Annotated in this window: 18 protein-coding genes and 2 pseudogenes; 2 read left to right on the top strand and 18 right to left on the bottom strand. The window is 54.5% G+C overall.

Annotated elements, in window-relative coordinates:
* The 10 genes and pseudogenes from ACESNI_RS18215 to miaA all read right to left on the bottom strand — a co-directional run.
* Positions 1-196: pseudogene (locus ACESNI_RS18215) on the bottom strand (rod shape-determining protein RodA); the annotation flags it as partial.
* Positions 189-1,448 (bottom strand): annotated as a pseudogene (gene mrdA / locus ACESNI_RS18210) (penicillin-binding protein 2); the annotation flags it as partial. The pseudogenes ACESNI_RS18215 and mrdA, both read right to left, overlap by 8 nt.
* A gap of 12 nt (positions 1,449-1,460) precedes the next feature.
* Positions 1,461-2,099 (bottom strand): hypothetical protein, encoded by a 639-nt coding sequence (locus ACESNI_RS18205; protein WP_373089662.1) that lies wholly within the window; start codon positions 2,097-2,099, stop codon positions 1,461-1,463.
* Between the two features lies 1 nt (position 2,100).
* The gene (gene mreD / locus ACESNI_RS18200) at positions 2,101-2,616 is read right to left on the bottom strand and encodes a rod shape-determining protein MreD (protein ID WP_373089660.1); all 516 of its coding nucleotides are present in this window, start codon (positions 2,614-2,616) and stop codon (positions 2,101-2,103) included.
* Positions 2,613-3,506 carry a rod shape-determining protein MreC gene (gene mreC / locus ACESNI_RS18195; RefSeq protein ID WP_373089658.1) on the bottom strand — a complete coding sequence of 298 codons (894 nt, stop codon included), beginning with the start codon at positions 3,504-3,506 and terminating at the stop codon, positions 2,613-2,615. The genes mreD and mreC overlap by 4 nt, the downstream gene beginning before the upstream one ends.
* 40 nt (positions 3,507-3,546) lie before the next feature.
* A complete protein-coding gene (locus ACESNI_RS18190) occupies positions 3,547-4,587 on the bottom strand; it encodes a rod shape-determining protein (RefSeq protein ID WP_373089656.1) in 1,041 nt (346 codons plus the stop codon).
* A gap of 418 nt (positions 4,588-5,005) precedes the next feature.
* A complete protein-coding gene (ilvC, locus tag ACESNI_RS18185) occupies positions 5,006-6,025 on the bottom strand; it encodes a ketol-acid reductoisomerase (RefSeq protein WP_373089654.1) in 1,020 nt (339 codons plus the stop codon).
* A 55-nt stretch (positions 6,026-6,080) separates the two neighbouring features.
* Entirely contained in the window at positions 6,081-6,593 is a 513-nt protein-coding gene (gene ilvN, locus ACESNI_RS18180) for an acetolactate synthase small subunit (protein ID WP_373089652.1), read from the bottom strand.
* 87 nt (positions 6,594-6,680) lie between these two features.
* A complete protein-coding gene (locus ACESNI_RS18175; RefSeq protein ID WP_373089650.1) occupies positions 6,681-8,444 on the bottom strand; it encodes an acetolactate synthase 3 large subunit in 1,764 nt (587 codons plus the stop codon).
* Between the two features lie 136 nt (positions 8,445-8,580).
* Positions 8,581-9,555: a tRNA (adenosine(37)-N6)-dimethylallyltransferase MiaA gene (gene miaA / locus ACESNI_RS18170; RefSeq protein ID WP_373089648.1), complete on the bottom strand. Its 975-nt coding sequence runs from the start codon at positions 9,553-9,555 to the stop codon at positions 8,581-8,583.
* Positions 9,556-9,577: 22 nt separating this feature from the next.
* Between miaA and serB the strand changes: the two genes are divergently transcribed.
* Positions 9,578-10,486, top strand: coding sequence for a phosphoserine phosphatase SerB (gene serB, locus ACESNI_RS18165; RefSeq protein ID WP_373089646.1), 909 nt, complete (start codon positions 9,578-9,580; stop codon positions 10,484-10,486).
* A 77-nt stretch (positions 10,487-10,563) separates the two neighbouring features.
* Here the strand turns inward: serB and ACESNI_RS18160 are convergent, their stop codons facing one another.
* From ACESNI_RS18160 to hflK, 4 genes are all read right to left on the bottom strand, one after another.
* Complete coding sequence (locus tag ACESNI_RS18160; RefSeq protein ID WP_373089643.1) at positions 10,564-12,087, bottom strand: DegQ family serine endoprotease; 1,524 nt, start codon at positions 12,085-12,087, stop codon at positions 10,564-10,566.
* A 240-nt stretch (positions 12,088-12,327) separates the two neighbouring features.
* The gene (locus ACESNI_RS18155) at positions 12,328-12,516 is read right to left on the bottom strand and encodes a DUF2065 domain-containing protein (RefSeq protein ID WP_373089641.1); all 189 of its coding nucleotides are present in this window, start codon (positions 12,514-12,516) and stop codon (positions 12,328-12,330) included.
* A gap of 57 nt (positions 12,517-12,573) precedes the next feature.
* Complete coding sequence (hflC, locus tag ACESNI_RS18150; protein ID WP_373089638.1) at positions 12,574-13,464, bottom strand: protease modulator HflC; 891 nt, start codon at positions 13,462-13,464, stop codon at positions 12,574-12,576.
* Positions 13,461-14,555, bottom strand: a complete 1,095-nt coding sequence (gene hflK, locus ACESNI_RS18145) for an FtsH protease activity modulator HflK (RefSeq protein WP_373089636.1) — start codon at positions 14,553-14,555, stop codon at positions 13,461-13,463. The genes hflC and hflK overlap by 4 nt, the downstream gene beginning before the upstream one ends.
* Before the next feature lie 152 nt (positions 14,556-14,707).
* Here hflK and apbC point away from each other — a divergent pair, with 152 nt between their 5' ends.
* Positions 14,708-15,811, top strand: coding sequence for an iron-sulfur cluster carrier protein ApbC (apbC, locus tag ACESNI_RS18140; protein WP_373089634.1), 1,104 nt, complete (start codon positions 14,708-14,710; stop codon positions 15,809-15,811).
* A gap of 39 nt (positions 15,812-15,850) precedes the next feature.
* Here the strand turns inward: apbC and ppdK are convergent, their stop codons facing one another.
* The 4 genes from ppdK to ACESNI_RS18120 form a co-directional block, all read right to left on the bottom strand.
* Positions 15,851-18,529: a pyruvate, phosphate dikinase gene (gene ppdK / locus ACESNI_RS18135; RefSeq protein ID WP_373089632.1), complete on the bottom strand. Its 2,679-nt coding sequence runs from the start codon at positions 18,527-18,529 to the stop codon at positions 15,851-15,853.
* Between the two features lie 59 nt (positions 18,530-18,588).
* A complete protein-coding gene (gene glyS, locus ACESNI_RS18130; RefSeq protein ID WP_373089630.1) occupies positions 18,589-20,646 on the bottom strand; it encodes a glycine--tRNA ligase subunit beta in 2,058 nt (685 codons plus the stop codon).
* Positions 20,647-21,540, bottom strand: a complete 894-nt coding sequence (locus ACESNI_RS18125) for a glycine--tRNA ligase subunit alpha (RefSeq protein WP_373089627.1) — start codon at positions 21,538-21,540, stop codon at positions 20,647-20,649.
* A 91-nt stretch (positions 21,541-21,631) separates the two neighbouring features.
* Positions 21,632-21,850, bottom strand: coding sequence for a hypothetical protein (locus ACESNI_RS18120; RefSeq protein ID WP_373089625.1), 219 nt, complete (start codon positions 21,848-21,850; stop codon positions 21,632-21,634).
* Positions 21,851-21,968 lie beyond the last annotated feature (118 nt).

Genomic DNA, 21,968 nt, shown 5'->3' with positions numbered 1-21,968 from the left:
TCAGCATTAACCCAACGCCGAAGCGCATCATCTGCCGCGACGCCCAAGGCTCCAGATGACCATCTGCCGCCGAGTAGAGCATCAGGAAGCCAACGGATGCCGTGGCACAGATCAACAGCACAAAGCCCCAGTTCATGTCCCAGATTTTCTGCGCCAGTGGGACGCTGGTGTTTTTTTCCCCTAGCTCCCTAAGCATCGCTGCCCCTGTTCTGGCGACCAACCAGTTTATCGTGGCTTAAACGCCGTAATGGATCGAGTCTCAGGGTCTCCTGAAGCAGGTCACGGGCAATGGGGGCCGCAACGCCTGAGCCGCTGCCGCCATGCTCAACGATCACGGAAACGGCATATCTTGGGTCATCGTAGGGGGCGAATCCAACGAACAGGGCATGGTCCCGCTCCTCCCACGGTTTCTCATCAGATTTGCGAACGCCCTCAATACGCTCCTTCTTGGAAATTCGCCGGACCTGCGCCGTCCCGGTTTTTCCGGCCATTTCCCAGCCTTCGACCCTGATCTTAGCCCTACGGGCAGATCCGCGGCTGCCATTAATGACCTTATACATCCCATTAAGAACCGTTTTCAACGAACTGGCGCTAATACCAATTTCAGGAATATCGTCCTTAATGCCCTCTCCAGGTTCTGTGTCTTTCTGCGTCCTGTTAGCAAGAGAGCGCACCAACCGGGGAGTCACGGCCTTCCCACCATTGGCGAGCCTGGCCGTCATCACCGCGAGTTGCAAGGGAGTCGTCAGGACAAAGCCCTGGCCAATGCCGACGTTATAGGTTTCGCCGACCTGCCACGGTACGCCCTGAACCGCGAATTTCCAATCCTTCGTCGGGATAAGCCCTCCCCGCTCGCCATAAATATCTATGTCGAGCTTATTGCCGAGGCCAAAGCGATTGGCCATTTCCGCAATACGGTCAACACCAACTTTTCGGGCGATATCATAAAAATAGATATCGCAAGACTGTGAAATCGCGTTTTCAAGATCCAGCGTGCCATGCCCGCCCCGTTTCCAGCAATGAAACCGATGCTTGCCGAGATTGGTATGACCGCCGCAAAATACCTCATGGTCCTTCTTGATTACACCGGATTCCAGCGCCGCAAGGGCGACCATCATCTTGAAAGTCGATCCCGGAGGATACTGCCCGGCAATTGCCTTATTCCCCAGCGGCCGTTTGGAATTTTCGACGAGTTCCTTCCAGTTTTTGCTGCTGATACCATTGGCGAATTCGTTAGGATCGAAGGACGGAACGGACACCATGGAAAGAATGTCACCGCTATGTATATCGATGACAACGGCCGCCGCGCTATCGTCACCCATGCGCTTTGTGGCGAATTCCTGCAACTGGGTATCGATCGTCAAAACCGCGTCATGGCCGGGGAGCCCTTCCTGTCGGTTCAGTTCACGAATAACCCGGCCGTAGGCATTTGCTTCAACCCGGCTGAACCCCGCCGTGCCTCACAGGCTTTTATCATAGAATTTCTCAACCCCGCTCTTGCCAATCCGGAACTCAGGTAGTTCCAAAAGCGGATCATACTCCAAATTCTGCAAGTCCTTCTCCGATACCGCGCCGACATAGCCAACGATATGGGCAAACAGGTTGGCATATGGATATTGCCGGGTCGCGCCGACATCCATCTGGATGCCGGGAAGATCAGGGCTGTTAACGTTGATCCGCGCGAACTCTTCCCAGGTCAGATTGTCGAGGACGGGTATCGGCACAAAACCCCGTTTACGTTTTATATCCTTGAAGACCTGCTCACGGTCGATCGCCCCGGCGGGAACATATTTGGCGAGCGCGTCCAGCGTTTTTTCTACACTTTTGGTTTGTTCAGGGATCAACACCACCCGATAATTTTGCCGGTTGCTGGCGATTTCCTCACCGAAACGATCGAGAATTCGTCCACGGAGCGGCGGCAGCAACTGGATATTCATCCGGTTTTCATCCGCCATTGTAGTATATTCGTCAGAATGAATTACCTGCAGGTAATAAAGGCGCCCCGCCAGCACTGACATAAGGGCGGCTTGACTTCCGGCCATCATTAGCGCGCGACGGCTGAAAACCTTGGCTTTCCCCTTATGCTGGTCATTCGCCATTTCAGGTGTGCCTCAAAACGTTATTCTGCAGGAGACTAAACGCCCAGGCAAACAGCGGAAAAATGAGAAGAGAAATCAGAAATTGCGCTATGACCGGCATCAGTGGGACAAAGCTTAGAAAATAAAGGCACGCGATGATCCAGCTCAGAACGGCTATGGAGAATGCCACCACAATATATCCGAACCATGTCAGTAAAAACGCCTTCCCGACAAAAACGCGCCGTTGGGACATTGCGATCCCATGGATCAGCAGCAGCAGCAATGAAGACAGCCCAAGCGGCCCTCCCGACAGAAAGTCGAACAGAACTCCCAAAATAAACACCAGCGGCGCCGACATCAGATACGGCCGATGAATGCTCCAATAGAAAACGGAAATTCCTAAAAACGAGGGCGTGACAACGGCAAACACACCAATTCCGGTGGGGACAACGCTTATCAAGGCGAGCAGGAATGTAACGGCAAACGGTATGCTGCCGCGTAATATCCGGTTAAATTGATAGGCGATGATCGGGGTCATCTCCCCCCCAATCTGCTTTCGCCCAGATCTCCCGGGTTATCCTGCGGATTGCTCATCCCCGGCAAATCATACCTGAGAACGCTCACATATTCCAATCGGCTCCAGTCGGTGAAGGTCTGTACCCGGACACGCTGATCCGTGACGGAGGAAATAATTCCTATTGGCCGGCCGGCCGGCAACATGCCGCCGTCGCCGGAGGTAACAACACGATCCCCCGGTGCAACGGCTGCCGTAGCGGGGAGGAATTCGAGGCGGGGGAAGGCTGAGTTGTCGCCAACAAGGATACCCTTGTGACGGGATTGTTCGAGGACGACTGGGATCCGGGAGTTTAAATCGGTGAGCAACAGCACACGCGCCGACCGATCACCAACCTCGGCAATCCTGCCGACAAGCCCGAGGGGTGCGACGACCGCCTGCCCGACATGAACGCCGTCCCGGCGTCCGGCATTAACCAGCAATGTCCGCACAAAAGGCCCGCCTGAATCGCCCACCACCCGTGCCGTTATCGGTAACACCAGCGGGTCAGAGAGCGCATTCAGCAGTTGCCGGTAATTTTCATTTTCCTGCTCCAGCGTTCGCCCGACGGCCTGCCATCTCAGTAACCGGGCGTTTTCTTCACGCAGGCGTTCGTTCTCCTCGATGAGACTGGTGAGCCTCTGGACCCGTGAAACGGCTTTATGGAAGGCATCAACAGGCTCCGATATCGTTACCAGCACCGGTGTCAGGATATCGGTCGTTCTGGTGCGCAAAGTTTCTATCACGCCAACGTTCGCCTTTCCAAGGAAAAGCAAGGCAATCGATAGGGCGATTAACGCAAGAAAGGCCGACCGCTGAAGAATTGTTTTCAGCGGCCAAGCCATTTTAAAGACCGTAGCTTGTCGAGGTGCCATTCACACTCCGTTTTCGTTCTCAATCAAGTCCTGAACGGAGTCAGTTTTCTCCGCTGAGGACATGTCGCAGGGTTTTAATCTCTTCCAGTGCCCGGCCGGTACCGATGGCGACGCAAGACAGTGGTTCTTCAGCGACTGAGACCGGCAAGCCCGTTGCCTGCCGCAGGACATGATCAAAGTTACCAAGCAAGGCACCGCCGCCGGTCAGGATAATTCCCTTATCGACGATATCCGCCGCAAGTTCGGGTGCCGTATGCTCAAGCGCGACCTTCACCGCCTCGATGATAGCGCCAACAGGTTCGGCAAGGCTTTCGGCAATCTGCCGCTGACTTATAATCAGTTCTTTCGGCACGCCGTTCATCAGGTCACGACCGCGGATTTCCATGGTCTCTCCCTCACCGTCTTCGGGTGCGCAGGCGGAGCCGATCAGTTTCTTGATCCGTTCGGCCGAGCTTTCGCCGACGAGCAGGTTATGATTACGGCGAATATAGGCGATGATCGCCTCATCCATCTTGTCACCGCCGACTCGGATGCTTTTCGCATAGACTATACCGCCAAGCGACAAAACGGCAACTTCGGTCGTCCCTCCGCCGATATCAACGACCATGGAGCCGGTGGGCTCCGTCACCGGCAATCCGGCGCCGATTGCCGCCGCCATTGGCTCCTCGATCAGGATAGCCTGACGCGCGCCCGCATTCTCTGCCGCTTCCTTGATGGCTTTACGCTCTACCGCCGTCGAGCCAGAGGGCACACAGATAATGATCAACGGACGGGCGAAGCTTCGGCGATTATGAACCTTGTGAATAAAATGCCGGATCATTTCCTCGGCAATTTCAAAATCGGCGATAACGCCGTCACGGAGCGGGCGAATGGCCTCAATGTTCCCGGGCGTCCGGCCCAGCATCATTTTTGCCTCATCGCCGACTGCCAGCACCTGCTTTTTCCCCTTGTTATGCAGAATTGCAACAACCGAGGGTTCATTCAGGACGATACCGCGGCCCTTGACATACACCAGCGTATTTGCGGTACCAAGATCGATGGCCATGTCGGCTGACATCCAACCGAGTAATCTGGAAAACATTAATTTGCCTCATATACCAATTTTACATGGACACCGGTCCCGGCTTCCATAATTCGAACTACTACCCGGTAGACATTGACAGCGAAAGCAGCTTCTAACTTGCCCCTTTGCCACCCAGTCCCGGTCACCATTATTCACGCTGCAGGACCACCCCAAATGGGCAAACCTTTATGACGTATGCTGTTTATCGCAGAAGATAGTTAATATTTTCCAACCATTTTGAATTAACTTACTTACGATTTTTCGGGGCTTTCAAGCAAACGATTTCTCCGGTGAAAACGCGAATTAACGATAACTGTTAACCATAAATCACATAACCCACGAAAGATAGCAGGTGCCGGCAATACAGTAAATACGGCCTGCACATGAAAAAGCCGGCTTAGCGCCGGCTTCCACATATTCCTATTCTGGAAAAGATCTAGTTCTTGGATTTATCGACCAGTCGGCTTTCCGCGATCCAGGGCATCATGGCCCGCAGGCGGGCGCCGACTTCCTCAATCTGGTGGCTGTCGTTGCGGGCACGAATAGCCTTGAAACTGGTCTGACGCACCTTGTTTTCGAGCATGAAATCGCGGGTAAACTTGCCCGATTGGATATCGTCGAGAATTCGTTTCATTTCGGCCTTGGTCTCGGACGTGATAAGACGCGGCCCCGAAACATATTCGCCATATTCCGCGGTGTTGGAAATCGAATAGTTCATGTTGGCAATGCCGCCTTCATAGATCAGGTCGACAATCAGCTTCACCTCATGCAGGCACTCGAAATAGGCCATCTCCGGCGCGTAGCCGGCCTCGACCAGTGTCTCGAACCCGGCGCGGATTAGCTCAACCAAACCGCCACAGAGGACAGCCTGTTCGCCGAAGAGGTCAGTCTCGCACTCTTCACGGAAATTGGTCTCGATAATACCGGCGCGGCCGCCGCCAATGGCGGAGGCATAAGACAGCGCTAAATCAAGCGCATTCCCGGACGCATCCTGATGGACAGCGACAAGGCAGGGAACCCCGCCGCCGCGCTGATACTCGGAGCGAACCGTGTGGCCCGGGCCTTTCGGCGCGATCATGAAAACGTCCATATCGGCGCGCGGGACGATCAGGTTGAAATGCACATTCAAGCCATGGGCGAATACAAGCGCCGCGCCATCTTTCATGTTCGGTGCGAGTTCTTCCTCATAGATATCAGCCTGCAACTCGTCTGGGGTCAGCATCATGATAACATCGCCCCATTTCGCAGCGTCTGCAGGCGTCATGACCTTAAGACCGGCTGCTTCGGCCTTGGCAACGGAGGACGAGCTCGCGCGCAGCGCGACGGCAACTTCCTTTACCCCTGAATCCTTGAGATTATTGGCATGGGCATGGCCCTGGCTACCATAGCCGACAATGACAACTTTCTTGCCTTTGATCAGATTGACATCGGCATCGCTGTCGTAATAAACCCGCATTGTTCTTATTCCTTCTCAATTAAATACTTCTTCAGTCCAGTTTTTCTCTCATGGTTCAGATGATATCCGTGCCGCGATGAACCGCGACGACACCTGTCCGGCAGACTTCCGCCATGCCCAGCGTATCCATCAACTTGATAAAGGCCTTTACCTTGTCCGGCACCCCCGTGACCTCAAAGACAAAGGAATCCTCGGTAGTATCTACAGCCCGCGCCCGAAAAATATCCGCCATGCGAAGTGCCTCGACCCGCTTTTCACCTTTGCTGACAACCTTCACCAGCGCCATTTCACGCTCGACACTCGGGCCGTCAATCGTCAAGTCTGCGATTTTGTGAACGGGGACAAGGCGGTTCAGCTGAGCCTTGATCTGTTCGATGACCATTTTCGTGCCGGTCGTGACAATCGTGATCCGCGACAGGTTTTCGTTTTCATCGACCTTGGCGACGGTCAAGCTCTCGATATTATAGCCACGCCCGGAAAACAGGCCGACCACGCGCGCCAGCACCCCAAACTCATTATCAACGAGAACGGAGATGGTATGACGGAAAATTTCGGTGTCCTGTATCATTGTTCAAGCAGTCCTTATGCTGTCGCGGGTCTCTTTTAAACCAGCACTACGGTTAAATCCATAGGTTTTAGCGTGAAATAGCCCCGCCTATACGAAGGATAATCCATCCGAGGTGACCTGCGGAATGTCTTCGCCGGTATCGTCGCCCAGCAGCATCTGGTTATGCGCCGCGCCAGAAGGCACCATGGGAAACACATTTTCCGTCTTGTCGACCAGCATATCGACAAGAACCGGGCCCTTGATATCGATCATTTCCTTGATGCAGTCGTCCACTTTTCCGGGATCTGAACATCTCAGGCCGGTCGCACCAAACGCCTCAGCCAACTTGACGAAATCCGGCAGGCTTTCCATGTAGCTTTCCGAATAGCGCCCCCCATGCAGCAATTCCTGCCATTGGCGGACCATCCCCATATATTCGTTGTTCAGGATGAAAATCTTCACTGGCAGGCGATGCTGCAAAATCGTCGACATTTCCTGGATATTCATCATGGTCGAGGCTTCCCCCGCAACATCGACAACCAGAGCGTCAGGATGGGCGATCTGAACACCGACAGCTGCCGGCAAGCCATAGCCCATGGTTCCAAGCCCACCAGAAGTCATCCAGCGGTTTGGTTCATCGAATTGCAGATATTGGGCCGCCCACATCTGATGCTGCCCAACCTCGGTGGTAAAATACCGGTCCATGCCCATCGTCAGGTCGTTCAACCGGCTCAGGGCATATTGCGGCTTGATCACCTTTCCGGTCTGCTCGAATTTCAGGCAGTCTTTGCTCCGCCATTTATCAACCTGCGTCCACCATTTCTTGAGGGCCGCAGCATCCGGTTTGCACTGTTCCGATTTCCAGACCTTGATCATATCTTCAAGGACATGCGCGACATCCCCGACAATCGGGATATCGACCTGGATATTTTTATTAATCGAGGACGGGTCGATATCGACATGGATCTTCTTTGATCCGGGCGAAAAAGCCGACAGATTGCCGGTGATACGATCATCAAACCGCGCGCCGATACAGACCATGACGTCACAGTCATGCATTGCATGATTGGCCTCATAGGTTCCGTGCATCCCGAGCATGCCAAGGAACTGCTTGTCCGATGCCGGATATGCGCCGAGCCCCATCAATGTATTTGTTATCGGATATCCCGTCAGGCGGACGAACTGCGTCAAAAGCTTTGACGCCTTTGGGCCAGAATTGATGACACCGCCGCCCGTATAGAATACCGGCCGCTTCGCCCCGGCAATCAGCTTGACAGCTGCCTTAATCGCCTTCAGGTCGCCCTTGATCTGCGGTTTGTAGCTTTTATGCTTGATCATCGACGGCGGCAGATAGGGCCCTTCCGCCAGCTGGATATCCTTCGGCAGGTCAATGACCACCGGTCCGGGGCGTCCGTTCGTTGCAACGAAAAAAGCCTCATGCATGGTTCGGGACAGCTCATTGATGTCCTTTACCAGATAATTATGCTTGGTGACGGGGCGGGTAATCCCAACTGTATCCGCCTCCTGAAAGGCATCGTTCCCAATCATGTGGGTCGCCACCTGCCCGGTCAGGCAGATAATCGGAATGCTGTCCATCAGGGCATCTGCAAGCCCGGTAACTGCGTTCGTCGCACCGGGACCGGATGTCACCAGCACGACACCGGGTTTACCAGTGGACCGGGCATAGCCTTCCGCCGCGTGAACCGCTCCGCCCTCTTGACGCACAAGAATATGGCGAATGCTGTTTTGCTTGAAGAGTTCATCATAGAGCGGAAGCACGGCGCCGCCAGGATATCCGAAAATCACCTCCACGCCCTGATCCGCCAGCGCTTTGATTACAATTCCCGCTCCTGTCAATGTCTGATTCGCCATCTGCCTGTCCTAATCTGTCGTCTTTAGCTTTTCGATAATCAAAATGTTCAAAAAAATGCGCCCGGAAAATTGCCCGGGCGGTGAAAAATGGGGCATTTTCTTGCATAATTCCCCTATTTTGCCTGAAACTAGACCTTCAATTCCCTGACGTCAACAAAAATCGACGAATAAATGGAAAGAATTCTTCCTTTAAACTTTCCAAATCTTGCGCAGAAGACGTTTTTGCTTCGCACATCTTATTCCTCACCCAGGTCATCTGACGTTTTGCATACCGTCTCGTCAGCATTTTCACGCGGTCGAGAGCGACCTCCTTATCGATATCTCCCCGCAAATGCAAAAGGAGTTCGGGAACGCCGAGTGCCTTCATGACCGGCAGTGTCGGATCGAGCCCCCGCTTCACGAGCAAGCGTATTTCCTCCAGGGCCCCGCCCTCCTCCACCATCCAGTCAAGTCGGCGGTTACAGCGTTCATAGATCCGTTGCCGGTCGGGGGTCAGCGCAAGCCAGAGCCGCGGCCCCTCCAGCACTGGGCCGGTTGGGGCCTTGCGATGCCATTCATCCAGCGATATGCCGGTTTCCTCGACAACTTCTAATGCCCGCAACAACCGCTGGCTATCGCCTTCATTCAGCCGCGCGGCGATTTCCGGGTCGAGCAATTTCAGCCGGGAATGAATGGCCGTATTTCCCTCCTCCCGCTGCACTGCACGAAGTCGGGTTCGAACTGCATCAGAAATTGCCGGTACATCCGCAATCCCCTTAGTCAGGATATCAAAGTACAGTCCGGTCCCGCCAACGACGATCGGCAATTTCCCTGCCGCCCGTGCCGCCTCAACCTCTATTAGCGCCATATCGCGCCACCGTGCGGCCGTCCCGGGGTCCGCCGGATCAAGAACGCCATACAGTCGATGCGGTACACGCCGCTCATCCTCAGCGTCCGGGCGGGCCGTCAGGATGCGAAGACCATCATATATCTGCATGCTGTCGGCATTGATAATGACACCGTCAAATTCCTCTGCTATGGCAATGGCGAGCGCGGATTTGCCACTGGCCGTCGGTCCTGCTAATAAAATAGCGTCCGGCTGCCGGTGAATTTGTGATCCTTTTCCATCCATCAAGGAAGTCCTGTCAATTACGATGACCCAACATTTAGCCCTCACGCTTGTCGCCAATCATACAGCTCACCCCTCAATACGCAATATCGCCGATGCCGCTCATCGTGCATTGCGTACGGCGGATTTTCACTGCACCGCGCCGGACTGGCTTGCAGACGATCATGCCTGTGACATCATGATCGAGGCTACGGATATCCGGGCGGTGCGGGATCTGATCGATGGCTCAAGTTTTCTAGTGGAAACAGACTATTGCCTGCAACCGGCGACAGGGCGGAAAAAGAAGCTTTTCCTTGCCGATATGGATAGCACCATCATCACCGTCGAATGTATTGATGAACTGGCTGATTTTGCGGGCCTGCGGGCAGAGGTTTCGGCGATCACGGAAAAGGCAATGAACGGGGAGCTGGAGTTCAATGCCGCCTTCCGCGCCCGGGTCGCCATGCTCAAGGGTCTCCATCACGACGTGTTACAGCAGGTCTTCGATGAACGGGTAACACTGACAGCTGGAGCAAGGGCGCTGGTTCAAACAATGCGCGCGCAAGGCACCTATACGGCATTGGTTTCCGGGGGGTTTACCTTTTTCACCAACCGGGTCCGTGAACAGGTTGGTTTTCACATGGATATGAGTAATGAATTGCAGTTCGAGAAAGAGGTCCTAACCGGCATCGCCGCCGAACCGATCCTGAATTCAGCAGCCAAGCTTGACACCCTTGAAAGGCTGATGCGGGAGCAAGCGATTGCGCGGGAAGAAACGTTAGCTATCGGTGACGGCGCCAACGATATTCCAATGATCGAAGCGGCCGGTCTCGGGGTTGCCTTCCATGCGAAACCAAAAGCCACCGCCGCCGCTGATGCCACGATCCGCTTTGGCGACCTGACCGCCCTGCTCTATTATCAGGGGTACCGGAAAAGCGACATTATCGACCTGTGACGGACATGTCGACTGTACCCGCATAAAAAATGGCGCCACATCCGGAGATGGGCGCCATTATTTGAAGGAGCCTGTGCTTAACTGTCCTTTTCAAGCTTGAGGGCGACAAAGCGGGAGTTCTGGCCTCGCTTCAAAAGCAACAGAACAGATTTCTTGTCGGTTGCCTCAATTTCCTTGAACCGGGTTTTCAGCTGGTCAAGGCTCGTGACCGGCTCAAGCTGCGCTTCGAGAAGAATATCGCCGGTCCGAATGTCCTTTTCGGCGGCTTCTGATGACGACTCAACATTCGTGATCACAACACCCTTTACATCCTCTGCAAGACCAAGCTGTTCGCGGACCGTATCGTTGATAGCTGCCAGCTCCATGCCCAGAATCTCGACGGTTTCCTGACTGTCAGCCTCGCCACTGGCGCCGCTGGCCATGGCAGTCTCAGCTTTTTCAAGCTCGCCGAGAGTCACCTTCACGTCCATTTTCTTGCCATTGCGCCACAGTTCGACAGTGACCTCAGATCCAACCTTTGAATCTGCAACCAGACGCGAAAGCTCCCGTGGCTCGGTCACTTTTTCGCCGTTGAAGTTCAAAATCACGTCGCCCGCCTTGACCCCTGACTTGAATGCAGGTCCATCTTCCGGAACGCCGGCAACGAGGACGCCATCCGTATTCTTGAGGTCAAGCCCTTCGGCCAGCTCATCGGTGACAGGCTGGATGACAACCCCGAGCCAGCCTCGGCTGGTTTTCCCGAACTCGATCAATTGTTCAGCAACGGGGCGCGCCAGTCCGGAGGGAACCGAAAATCCGATCCCGATGCTGCCACCTGACTGGGAAAAAATCGCGGTGTTAATGCCGATAACCTGTCCGTCCATGTTGAAAAGCGGGCCGCCGGAATTTCCTTTGTTGATCGAGGCATCCGTCTGAATGTAATCGTCATAGGGTCCAGAGCGGATATCGCGACCACTGGCAGAGATAATACCCGCCGTTACTGTGCCGCCAAGGCCATAAGGGTTGCCAATCGCCAGGACCCAGTCACCAACACGCGATTTATCGCTGTTGCCCCATTTGACATCGACAAGATCATGCCGGGTCGGGTCAACTTTCAGGACCGCTATATCGGTTTTCGGATCTGTTCCAACGAGGGTTGCCGACAGTTTCACGCCGTCCTGAAAGATCACCTTGATTTCCTCAGCGCCTTCAATGACGTGGTTGTTGGTGATGACATACCCCTCAGCGGCATTGATCACAAAACCGGACCCGAGGGATGTTGCCTTACGATCGGTCTCGCCGCCACCCCGGTTTCCGAAGTCCTTAAAGAAATCTTCGAACGGATGTCCTTTCGGAAGCTGGGGGAGGCCCTGTGAGGGGGCATGGACGGTCTGGGTGCTGGAAATATTAACAACGGCCGGCGACAGTTTTTCCACCAGATCGGCAAAGCTGTCCGGCGCGCCGCGCGCTTTTGCATTAAAGGCAAAGATCGCCATCAAGGCAAAGACAGTGAAAGTTGTCACAAAAAGCGCACCGTATCTATGCGCTCCCGCACCCGGATTGGCGACAGTCCGGGCCCTGATTTCCGCTGGTTTTGGCAGCGCTGCGTATCGGTTATACAAGATTATCTTCCTTCTAATATTTGACCGCCTGCTCATTCGCGGACTGCATCGAACAATCCATCGACAGGAGGGCAACTTACGACAAGAACCAAAATTTCTGCAATTATTCCGGAGATGGCTAGCGCATCCCGTGTTATGTAACTAGAAATCAATTAAGGCAGAAATGTGCAAATGAAACACTGGGTATCAAGTTTTATTGATGGCGGGGGAAAATCCTTTGTTTTCAATGAGACAGATTCGTTATCCGTGGATGATCCAGACCGCGACAAGACCCAGTACAGCACTGGACACACCAAATATGCGTAAAATATGACTAGGCGTGCTGATGGCCGTCATCATCATTTTCTTCATCCCATCCGGAAACAGCGCATAAAGGATGCCTTCAAAAAACACCACTAAAGCCGCCCCGAGAAAAAGATCCTTTATCATGCCAGGCCCCCGAAAGAAAAAGGCCCGCGAACTTTTTGTTCACGGGCCATTCTCGCGCTATTGTTTTCCGGCTTCGTCCGGTTGAACATTCTGCTGGTCAAAATATCGGAAAAACTCCGAGTCCGGCGAGAGGACCATTGTCGTGTCATCGTCCGAAATCGATTGACGATAGGCCTGCATCGAGCGGTAGAAGGAGAAAAAATCCTCGTCCTTACCAAAGGCCTCCGCGAAGATACGGCTCTTTTCGCCGTCGCCGTTACCGCGCAGGATTTCGGAATCCTTTGTTGCATTGGCAAGCAACACCGTCCGTTCCTTTTCAGCATTCGCCTTGATACGCTGGGCTATCTCGGCACCGGTTGCCCGGATTTCCTTGGCCTCCTGCTCACGCTGGGAGCGCATGCGATCGAAAACCTTTTCGCTGTTTTCCTTTGGCAGGTCGGCCCGGATGATCCGAACGTCGACAACATCGATCCCCGATGCCTTGGCCTCCTTGTTCACCTGCAGACGGATCTGGTTCATCAGATTCGACCGCTCGCCCGAGACGATATTGGTGAGAATTTCACGGCCCAGATTTTGCCGAAGCTGTGAATTCAGGATCGTTTCCAGTCGCTGATAGGCAATCTCGATATTACCGAAAGACTGATAATACAACAGCGGATTGGCAATCCTGAAGCGGGCAAAGCTATCCACCATTAGCCGCTTCTGGTCACGGGTGACCACTTCTTCACGTTTAGTGCTCACCGAAAGGACACGCTTATCCACATAAACGACATCCTGCACAAAGGGCAGCTTGAAATTCAGTCCCGGCTCCTGGATAACCGATTGTGGTTTACCGAACTGCATGACAATGGCCTGTTCCGACTGATACACCGTAAACATTGAGCTTGCGGCGATCGCGCCGGCCACCACCAGTATGATTGCAATGATTGTCAGGATTGTTTTGTTCATTTCTTGCTCATCCCTTTTTGCAATTCAGTAAGAGGCAGGTACGGTACAACGCCGGAGGTGCCAGATTTGCCACCATCAATGATGATTTTCTGCTTGCCCGAGAAGACTTCCTCGAGAGTTTCAAGATAAATCCGTTGACGGGTCACATAAGGCGCTTTCACATATTCATCATAAACGGAAATGAAACGGGCGGCTTCACCCTCTGCTTCCGCGATAACTCGCTGCTTATACCCTTCTGCTTCCTGACGGATTTTTTCCGCCTGACCGCGCGCCCGGGGAATGATATCGTTCGAATAGGCTAACGCGTCATTCTGGGCTCGTTCCTTATCGGCCTCAGCTGCCTGCACGTCGCGGAAGGCCGCAATAACCTGGGTTGGTGGTTCTGCATTGTTCAGCTGAACCTGCATGATTTGTGCGCCGGTTCCATATTCGTCGAGAACTTCCTGAAGTCTCTTTAACACTTCTGTTTCGACAAGCAGACGGCCCTTCGTAATAGCTTCGGTCAGGTCCGTGCGACCAATAATTTCGCGCATGGCACTTTCTGCCACCTGCTTGATAGTCAGTTCAGGCTCGTCAACATTGAACAAAAACTTACCGGCATCCTTGATCTTCCAGAGGACGGTAAACCCGATGTCGACGATATTTTCATCCCCGGTCAGCATCAAGCTCTCTGCCTCAATCGGTGTCGAGCCGCCATTACGCGTCGCGCGAAACCCGATCTCGACACTGTTGAGTTTCGTGACCTGTGGGGTAAGGACCGTCTCAATCGGATAGGGCAAATGATAGTTCAGGCCTGGCTGAGTCGTTTCCACCCAGCTGCCGAACCGCAGCACGACACCCTGCTCCGTTGTTTCAACCTTGTAAAAGCCACTTAGCAGCCAGGCTGTAATGATTACCAGCAAAATAATGATCAACCCGAGTCTGCCACCACCGCCACCGGGGATGATGTCTTTCAGGCGTTCCTGACCTTTTTTGATGATATCCTCTAGGTTTGGTGGTTGCTGGCCACTCGGCCCTTGCCCCCAAGGTCCGCGATTACCGCCGCCGCCTTGCCAACCTCCGTCGTTGCCACCCTGATTGCTCCATGGCATATGATCGCGTCTCCCTAATTCTGCACAAATTTGCGCGTTTGCTAACTTAATGTAGTCGCGTTATATGACACCCTGCAATTTTCTGCAACGTACCTACATAAGTAATTGTACGACACAACCTCAAATTTGTACTCACACCGGAGTTGTCAACCATGTCCGCAATAAATGAGCAAAAAGTTCTTGCCTGCCTTGAAAATGTAACTGATGAAGCCTCTGGCCGGAACGTTGTTGCGCTCGGTCTGATTACGGGTCTTGTCGTAAAAGACGGGAATGTTGGCTTCGCGCTGGAAATCGACCCAAGCAAGGCCAATGAGATGGAAGGTTTACGCAAAAAATGTGAGGAAGCTGTTTTTGCCCTGGATGGGGTAACATCGGTCAGTGCCGTTCTAACGGCAGAGCGCGCGCCAGTGGCGAATAAAACCAAACCCCAGCCGAAACAGCCCGCGCAAAAGCCTGAGGTGCCGGGTGTTGCCGCTATTATCGCCGTCGCCTCTGGTAAGGGCGGTGTCGGCAAGTCAACCTGCGCTGTTAATCTCGCGCTCGGCTTGCAGGCGCAAGGGCTTACCGTGGGCATGCTGGATGCGGACGTGTACGGGCCATCGCTGCCGCGCATGCTCGGCCTGTCCGGCAAACCTGACTCAAAGGACGGCAAAAAACTGATCCCGATGGAAAAATGGGGCCTGAAAGTCATGTCCATGGGATTTCTTGTCGAGGAAGACACCCCGATGATCTGGCGCGGCCCGATGATCATGAGCGCGCTGCAGCAGATGGTGTTCGACGTTGAATGGGGAAAGCTCGATGTGCTTGTCGTTGACATGCCGCCCGGCACCGGCGATGCCCAGCTTACCCTCGCCCAGCGCGTGCCACTCGCCGGCGCGGTGATTATTTCAACACCCCAGGACATTGCCCTGATTGACGCCCGCAAGGGATTGAATATGTTCCGAAAAGTCGATGTGCCCGTGTTAGGCATCATCGAGAATATGAGCTATTTTCTCTGCCCGTCCTGCGGGGAGAGGTCAGAAATATTCGGCTATGGCGGTGCGCGTGAGACGGCCCTTGAACTCGGCGTAGATTTCCTTGGCGAAGTCCCGCTGCATATGGATATCCGTAAAACCTCCGATGCCGGAACGCCGATCACGGCGACTGCCCCGGACAGTGCCCATGCCAAGATCTACCGTGAGCTTGGCCTAAAGGTCAGTGAAAAAATAAAACAATCCCTCGCAAGCGCGTCAGGCCCGAAAATCGTTATTGAGTGAATAGATAAAAGCCCGGAAGTATCCGGGCTTTTTTTATTCTCAGCTGTCTGCAAGCGTTTTCCGTTTAAGCGCGGCCTGCGCCGCCGCGAGGCGGGCGATGGGTACACGGTAGGGGGAGCAGGAGACGTAATCGAGACCAACCTGCTCGCAGAAATCGATGCTGGCCGGATCGCCGCCATGTTCACCGCAAATACCAAGCTTGATATCGGGGCGGGTTTTGCGGCCGCGGTCAACGGCGATTTCCACAAGCTCGCCCACGCCCTCCTGATCGAGGGAGACAAAGGGATCGGACTCATAAATACCTTGCGCGACATAATCATCAAGGAATGACCCGCTGTCGTCACGGCTGATCCCGTAAGTGGTCTGGGTGAGGTCGTTGGTCCCGAAGGAGAAGAACTCCGCCTCCTCGGCAATATCGCCCGCGCGGAGTGCCGCTCGCGGGAGCTCGATCATCGTTCCGATCAGGTAATCAACCTTCTTGCCGCTTTCCTCAGCGATGGCATCGGCAACCGCTTTGATTTTACCTTTCAGGATTTCAATTTCGCGCGCCGTGGCGACCAAAGGGATCATGATTTCGGGAATCACGGTATCGCCCAGTTCCTTGCTCACCTCTGCCGCCGCTTCCAGGATAGCCCGTGCCTGCATCTCATAGATTTCCGGATAGGATATCCCGAGACGACAGCCGCGGTGACCAAGCATCGGATTGAACTCATGCAATTGCAAGGCCCGGTGGCGCAACGCTCTAGTATCGGCGCCAAGGGCATCGGCGAGCAGTTCAATCTCCTCATCGGTTTTGGGCAGGAATTCATGCAATGGTGGATCGAGCAGACGGATGGTAACGGGCAGCCCGGCCATGATCCGGAACAGGTCGATAAAGTCCTTGCGCTGGAACGGCAACAGCTTGGCAAGCGCCTCCCGCCTTTGCTCGATATTCTCGGCCAGTATCATCTGGCGCACTGACACAATTCTTTCTGCATCAAAGAACATATGTTCGGTTCGGCAAAGGCCCACGCCCTCGGCACCGAATTTACGCGCTGTTTCGGCATCCAGCGGGGTTTCCGCGTTGGCGCGTACCTTCATTCGCCGGATTTCATCGGCCCAGACCATCAGGTCGGCAAACTCGCCGGACAACTCCGGCAGAATCATATCTACCGCCCCCAGCATAACCTCGCCGCTGCCGCCATCGATCGTGATGATATCACCTACTTTGTAGGTCTCGCCGAGTACGCTCAGGGTTTCATTCTTGTAGTCTATATTGAGCGATCCTGCGCCGGAGACACAGGCCCGACCCATGCCACGCGCGACCACTGCCGCATGACTGGTCATACCACCACGACTGGTAAGGATGCCTTTCGCAGCATGCATACCGTGGATGTCCTCAGGGCTGGTTTCAATGCGGACAAGAATAACTGACGTTCCCTCCGTGGCCATCCTTTCCGCCTCATCGCTGCTGAAGACAATCTGTCCGGAGGCCGCGCCGGGACTTGCGGGTAGACCGCGCGCGATGACATCCCGCTTGGCTTCCGGATCGAGTGTCGGGTGCAGAAGCTGGTCGAGCGAGGCCGGATTAATCCGCCGCACCGCTTCGTCTTTATTGATCAACCCCTCCTCAACCATATCGATGGCGATTTTCAGTGACGCCTTGGCGGTTCGCTTGCCCGAGCGGGTTTGTAGCATCCAGAGCTTGCCCTGCTGAACCGTAAACTCAATATCTTGCATGTCATGGTAGTGCGACTCCAGCCGTTTGTAGACATCAACAAGTTCGGCAAAAACCTCCGGGAAAACCTCTTCCATGGACGGCATTTCGGATCCGGCGTTGAGACGCGACTGCTTGGTCAGATTTTGCGGCGTGCGGATACCGGCAACCACATCTTCACCTTGCGCATTGACCAGAAATTCCCCATAAAATATCTTCTCACCCGTCGAAGGGTCCCGGGTAAAGGCGACCCCGGTGGCACTATCGTTGCCCATATTTCCAAACACCATTGCCTGAACGTTCACGGCAGTCCCCCAACTCACCGGAATGTCGTGCAATCGGCGATAGGTGATCGCCCGCTGGTTCATCCAGGAACCGAAGACCGCCCCGATAGCGCCCCAAAGCTGATCCTGCACATCCAGCGGAAAAGGCCGTCCAAGCTCGTCCTCGACTTTCTTTTTATATTGGCCGACAAGCTGTTCCCAATCATCCGCCATAAGGTCGGTATCAAGAAGATACCCCTTTTCCTCCTTCATAACTTCAAGCAGTTCCTCGAAGTGATAATGCTCGACGCCAAGGACGACGTCAGAATACATCTGGATAAACCGCCGATAGCTGTCATAGGCAAAACGCTTATCGCCACTCTGGGCTTCCAGGCCCTTCACGGTCTCGTCATTGAGACCAAGGTTGAGCACGGTGTCCATCATACCCGGCATCGATGCCCGGGCGCCGGAACGAACGGAAACCAACAGTGGTTTTTGAGGGTTACCAAAACCGCCCCCGACGGAGCGTTCAATCTCTGCGATTGCCGCATTGACCTGGTCACTGAGCCCATCAGGATAGGTTTTGTCATTGTCGAGATAGGCCGTGCAAACCTCAGTGGATAGGGTAAACCCAGAGGGAACCGGTAGTCCGATATTGCTCATTTCCGCTAGGTTAGCGCCTTTACCACCCAGCAGGTTCCGCATCTCCGCGGTACCATCCGCCGCCCCATCCCCAAAAGAATATACCCACTTCGTCATCTCAATTTCCGCCCTTCCGGTTTTTTGTTCGATTACCTACTATGCCTTAAAGGTAAATTTTAGCCTTCTATCTTAGATAAATCTGCCAGTTGATCGAGCAGGTTACGAATTGTCGAGAGCAGCCTGAGCCGGTTAGCGCGAAGTGCCGCGTCGTCCGCATTGACCGTAACCTGATCGAAAAATGCATCGACGGGTTTGCGCAAGATTGCCGCCGCCTTCGCCGCCGCTTCGAACCCGTCATGGGATATGGCGCTGGAAACAAGGGACGAAACCTCGTCGATCCGCTCAAACAAGGCAACCTCCACATCCTCCTTTAACAACGCCTGATCAACGGATTGATCATAGGATTTGCCGTCCTTCTTCTCTTCAATGCGCAAGATATTCGCTGCGCGGCGATAGGCCGTCAGCAAGTTTGCGCCGTCATCGGAGGCAAGAAAATTTGACAGTGCCTCGACCCGGGCCATCACACGGACAAGATCGTCTTCACCTTTAAGCGCAAAGGCTGCTGCGATATGATCATGCCGGACATTTTGCGTCTTCAGATGAACCTTCAGCCGATCAGCAAAAAACCCAAGAAGCTCTTCTGGGTCCAGAGTGTCTGACACGTCCTGCAACTCCCCCGCCCGGGAAAAAATGTCCAGCAGCGGCAGCCGCAATCCATTCTCAAGCACCAGACGGATCACGCCAAGCGCCGCGCGTCGGAGCGCGTATGGATCTTTCGAGCCGGTTGGTTTATCGCCGATGGCGAAAAAGCCCGCCAGCGTATCAATCTTGTCGGCAAGTGCGACGACGACGCTTGTCGGGTCGGTTGGGCATTTATCGTCAGGACCGAGCGGCGAGTAATGCTCTTCAATCGCGCGGGCAACAACATCTGGTTCGCCATCATGGGCGGCGTAATAGCGCCCCATCAGGCCCTGTAAATCAGCGAACTCGCCAACCATTCCCGTCGACAGATCGGCCTTGGCGAGCAGGCCCGCGCGTTCGCATAACACTGCATCGGCACCCGGTACATAACCCGCAATGACGGCGGCGAGTTTGACGATGCGATTGACTTTATCGCGGACCGTGCCGAGCCGTGCATGAAAGATTATTGTTTCGAGTTTCGGAACCCGGCTTTCAAGTGTCACCTTCCGGTCCTGATCCCAGAAGAATTTAGCGTCCGAAAGCCGCGCGCTCAAAACGCGTTCATTCCCGGCGGTGATCAGCTTGCCACCGTCTTCCGCGCACAAATTGGCGACGACAATGAAGCGCGGCGCCATTTTCCCGGTGGCGTCTGCCAGCGAAAAATATTTCTGGTGGTTTCGCATGGCAGAAATAAGAGCTTCCTGCGGCACATCGAGGAACCGCGTCTCCATGGCACCGATCAGACATTCGGGCCATTCAACCAATCCGGCAACTTCATCGACCAAGGCCGCATCCGTAATCACCGACAGCCCTTCATCCTCGGCGAGACGCCGTGCGTCCTTGTCAATGATCCTGCGCCGCTCCGCCGCATCAAGTACCACGAACGCATTTTTGAGTTTCGCCTGATAATCCGCGAAATCCGCGACAGTGATCGGCTCAGGCGCCATGAAACGATGGCCGAAAGTCTGGTTGCTTGCTGACAGATGCTCCCAGTTAAGCGGCACTGTTGCGCCGTCGAACAGGCATAGAATATTATGCAGTGGCCGGACCCAGCGCGCCGAATAGGCACCCCATTTCATTGGCTTGGGCCATGGCAGGGCGGAAATGGCCCGCGCCAGAAGCTCGGGCAGGACCGCCATCGTCTCCCGACCCTTGGTCTCAAGAACCGCGTAATAAAAGCTACCCTTCCCGCTCTCGCGGGTTTCAAGCTGGTCGCGGGCGAGACCGGTGGATTTCAAAAAACCGTCAACCGCTTTATCCGGGGCATCAACCCGGGGGCCACGTTTTTCCTCGACTATGTCGGGCTGAGCTGTTCCCAGTCCCTCGACCACCACGGCAAGGCGGCGGGCGGTCACAAAGCCGCGGGCATCAACCCCCTTAAATCCCGCCTCTTTAAGGCCGGTGGCGACGAGGCGAGCAAGATCATCGGCGGCCTTCCCTTGCATGCGCGCGGGGATTTCCTCGGAGAACAACTCCAGCAGCAATTCCGCCATTTATGTGTCCCCCGCCAAATGACCCCGGCTTTTGAGCCATTGCCCGGCGCAGCCTTTCGCCATTGTCCGCACCCGGCCAATATAAGCGGCCCGCTCAGTCACGCTGATAACACCGCGCGCATCCAGAAGGTTAAAGATATGGCTTGCCTTCATACATTGGTCATAGGCGGGCAAGGCAAGCTCCGCATCCAGGATTTCCGCACATTGCTGTTCTGCATCCTTAAAATGCTGAAGCAGGATATCAACGTTGGAATGCTCAAAATTATAAGCGGAGAATTCCTGCTCGTTCTGCATAAAGACATCGCCATAGGTCACACCGGCGGTATTCCATTTCAGATCATACATACGATCGACGCCCTGCACATACATGGCAAGCCGTTCGAGGCCATAGGTCAGCTCGCCCGAGACCGGGCTGCATTCAAACCCGCCGACCTGCTGGAAGAAGGTAAACTGGCTAACCTCCATACCGTCGCACCAGACCTCCCACCCGAGGCCCCAGGCGCCCAGGGTCGGGCTTTCCCAGTCATCCTCGACGAAACGGATATCATGGTTCTTCGGGTCAATCCCAAGCGCGTAGATACTTTCAAGATAGAGGTCCTGAATATTATCCGGCGAGGGTTTCAACAAAACCTGGAACTGGTAATAATGCTGGCCACGATTGGGGTTCTCACCATAGCGCCCATCGGTCGGTCGGCGGGAGGGCTGGACATAGGCGGCATTCCACGGCTCAGGTCCCAGTGATCGCAGGGTCGTTGCCGGATGAAAAGTCCCCGCGCCCACCTCCATATCGTAGGGCTGCAAAATCACACAGCCCTTCTCCGACCAGAATTGCTGCAATGTCAGGATCAGGTCCTGAAAGGAAGGGGGCGGCAAGGGCGCCACATTATCCGCCATATTACTGACCATCTGCTGTGAATGAATAGATGCGCCGCAACATAAAGCGCTGACCGCCAAGGGTCAACATGCCACTGGCGGGCGGGCGAATTTAACTTTTACACTTGTGATCCGAAAGATCGGCCACAAATGAGCCGCAGCGCGGACATTCTTCCAAGTCGAGCATTTTGTCCGATGAGTGACCGTTGAATTCCCCGTTCTTCTTCGCTTTATCAAGGCCGGGGGCGATGGTGCTGCGGTAAAACCGGTTGGCAAAATAGACTGCCGCGCCAATGAGAATAATCAGAATGATTTTTGAGGGGGACAACATCGGTGTTTATTTCCTTTGACTGGCGATGCGAATCATAACCCGAAACGCCCCCAGATCGCCTGATTTTTAAGGGAGTGAACGAATGCGCTAACGGCATCGGTCCCCAGCGATTGTGATC

Source organism: Sneathiella sp., from assembly GCF_041689005.1.
GTDB lineage: Bacteria > Pseudomonadota > Alphaproteobacteria > Sneathiellales > Sneathiellaceae > Sneathiella.
This window is presented reverse-complemented; position numbering and strand designations above follow the sequence as displayed.

Bases quoted from the DNA above. Each gene is read 5' to 3' on its own strand.
- ACESNI_RS18205 (WP_373089662.1), bottom strand. From the start codon at position 2,099: ATGGCGAATGACCAGCATAAGGGGAAAGCCAAGGTTTTCAGCCGTCGC.
- mreD (WP_373089660.1), bottom strand. From the start codon at position 2,616: ATGACCCCGATCATCGCCTATCAATTTAACCGGATATTACGCGGCAGC.
- mreC (WP_373089658.1), bottom strand. From the start codon at position 3,506: ATGGCACCTCGACAAGCTACGGTCTTTAAAATGGCTTGGCCGCTGAAA.
- ACESNI_RS18190 (WP_373089656.1), bottom strand. From the start codon at position 4,587: ATGTTTTCCAGATTACTCGGTTGGATGTCAGCCGACATGGCCATCGAT.
- ilvC (WP_373089654.1), bottom strand. From the start codon at position 6,025: ATGCGGGTTTATTACGACAGCGATGCCGATGTCAATCTGATCAAAGGC.
- ilvN (WP_373089652.1), bottom strand. From the start codon at position 6,593: ATGATACAGGACACCGAAATTTTCCGTCATACCATCTCCGTTCTCGTT.
- ACESNI_RS18175 (WP_373089650.1), bottom strand. From the start codon at position 8,444: ATGGCGAATCAGACATTGACAGGAGCGGGAATTGTAATCAAAGCGCTG.
- miaA (WP_373089648.1), bottom strand. From the start codon at position 9,555: ATGGATGGAAAAGGATCACAAATTCACCGGCAGCCGGACGCTATTTTA.
- serB (WP_373089646.1), top strand. From the start codon at position 9,578: ATGACCCAACATTTAGCCCTCACGCTTGTCGCCAATCATACAGCTCAC.
- ACESNI_RS18155 (WP_373089641.1), bottom strand. From the start codon at position 12,516: ATGATAAAGGATCTTTTTCTCGGGGCGGCTTTAGTGGTGTTTTTTGAA.
- hflC (WP_373089638.1), bottom strand. From the start codon at position 13,464: ATGAACAAAACAATCCTGACAATCATTGCAATCATACTGGTGGTGGCC.
- hflK (WP_373089636.1), bottom strand. From the start codon at position 14,555: ATGCCATGGAGCAATCAGGGTGGCAACGACGGAGGTTGGCAAGGCGGC.
- apbC (WP_373089634.1), top strand. From the start codon at position 14,708: ATGTCCGCAATAAATGAGCAAAAAGTTCTTGCCTGCCTTGAAAATGTA.
- ppdK (WP_373089632.1), bottom strand. From the start codon at position 18,529: ATGACGAAGTGGGTATATTCTTTTGGGGATGGGGCGGCGGATGGTACC.
- glyS (WP_373089630.1), bottom strand. From the start codon at position 20,646: ATGGCGGAATTGCTGCTGGAGTTGTTCTCCGAGGAAATCCCCGCGCGC.
- ACESNI_RS18125 (WP_373089627.1), bottom strand. From the start codon at position 21,540: ATGGCGGATAATGTGGCGCCCTTGCCGCCCCCTTCCTTTCAGGACCTG.
- ACESNI_RS18120 (WP_373089625.1), bottom strand. From the start codon at position 21,850: ATGTTGTCCCCCTCAAAAATCATTCTGATTATTCTCATTGGCGCGGCA.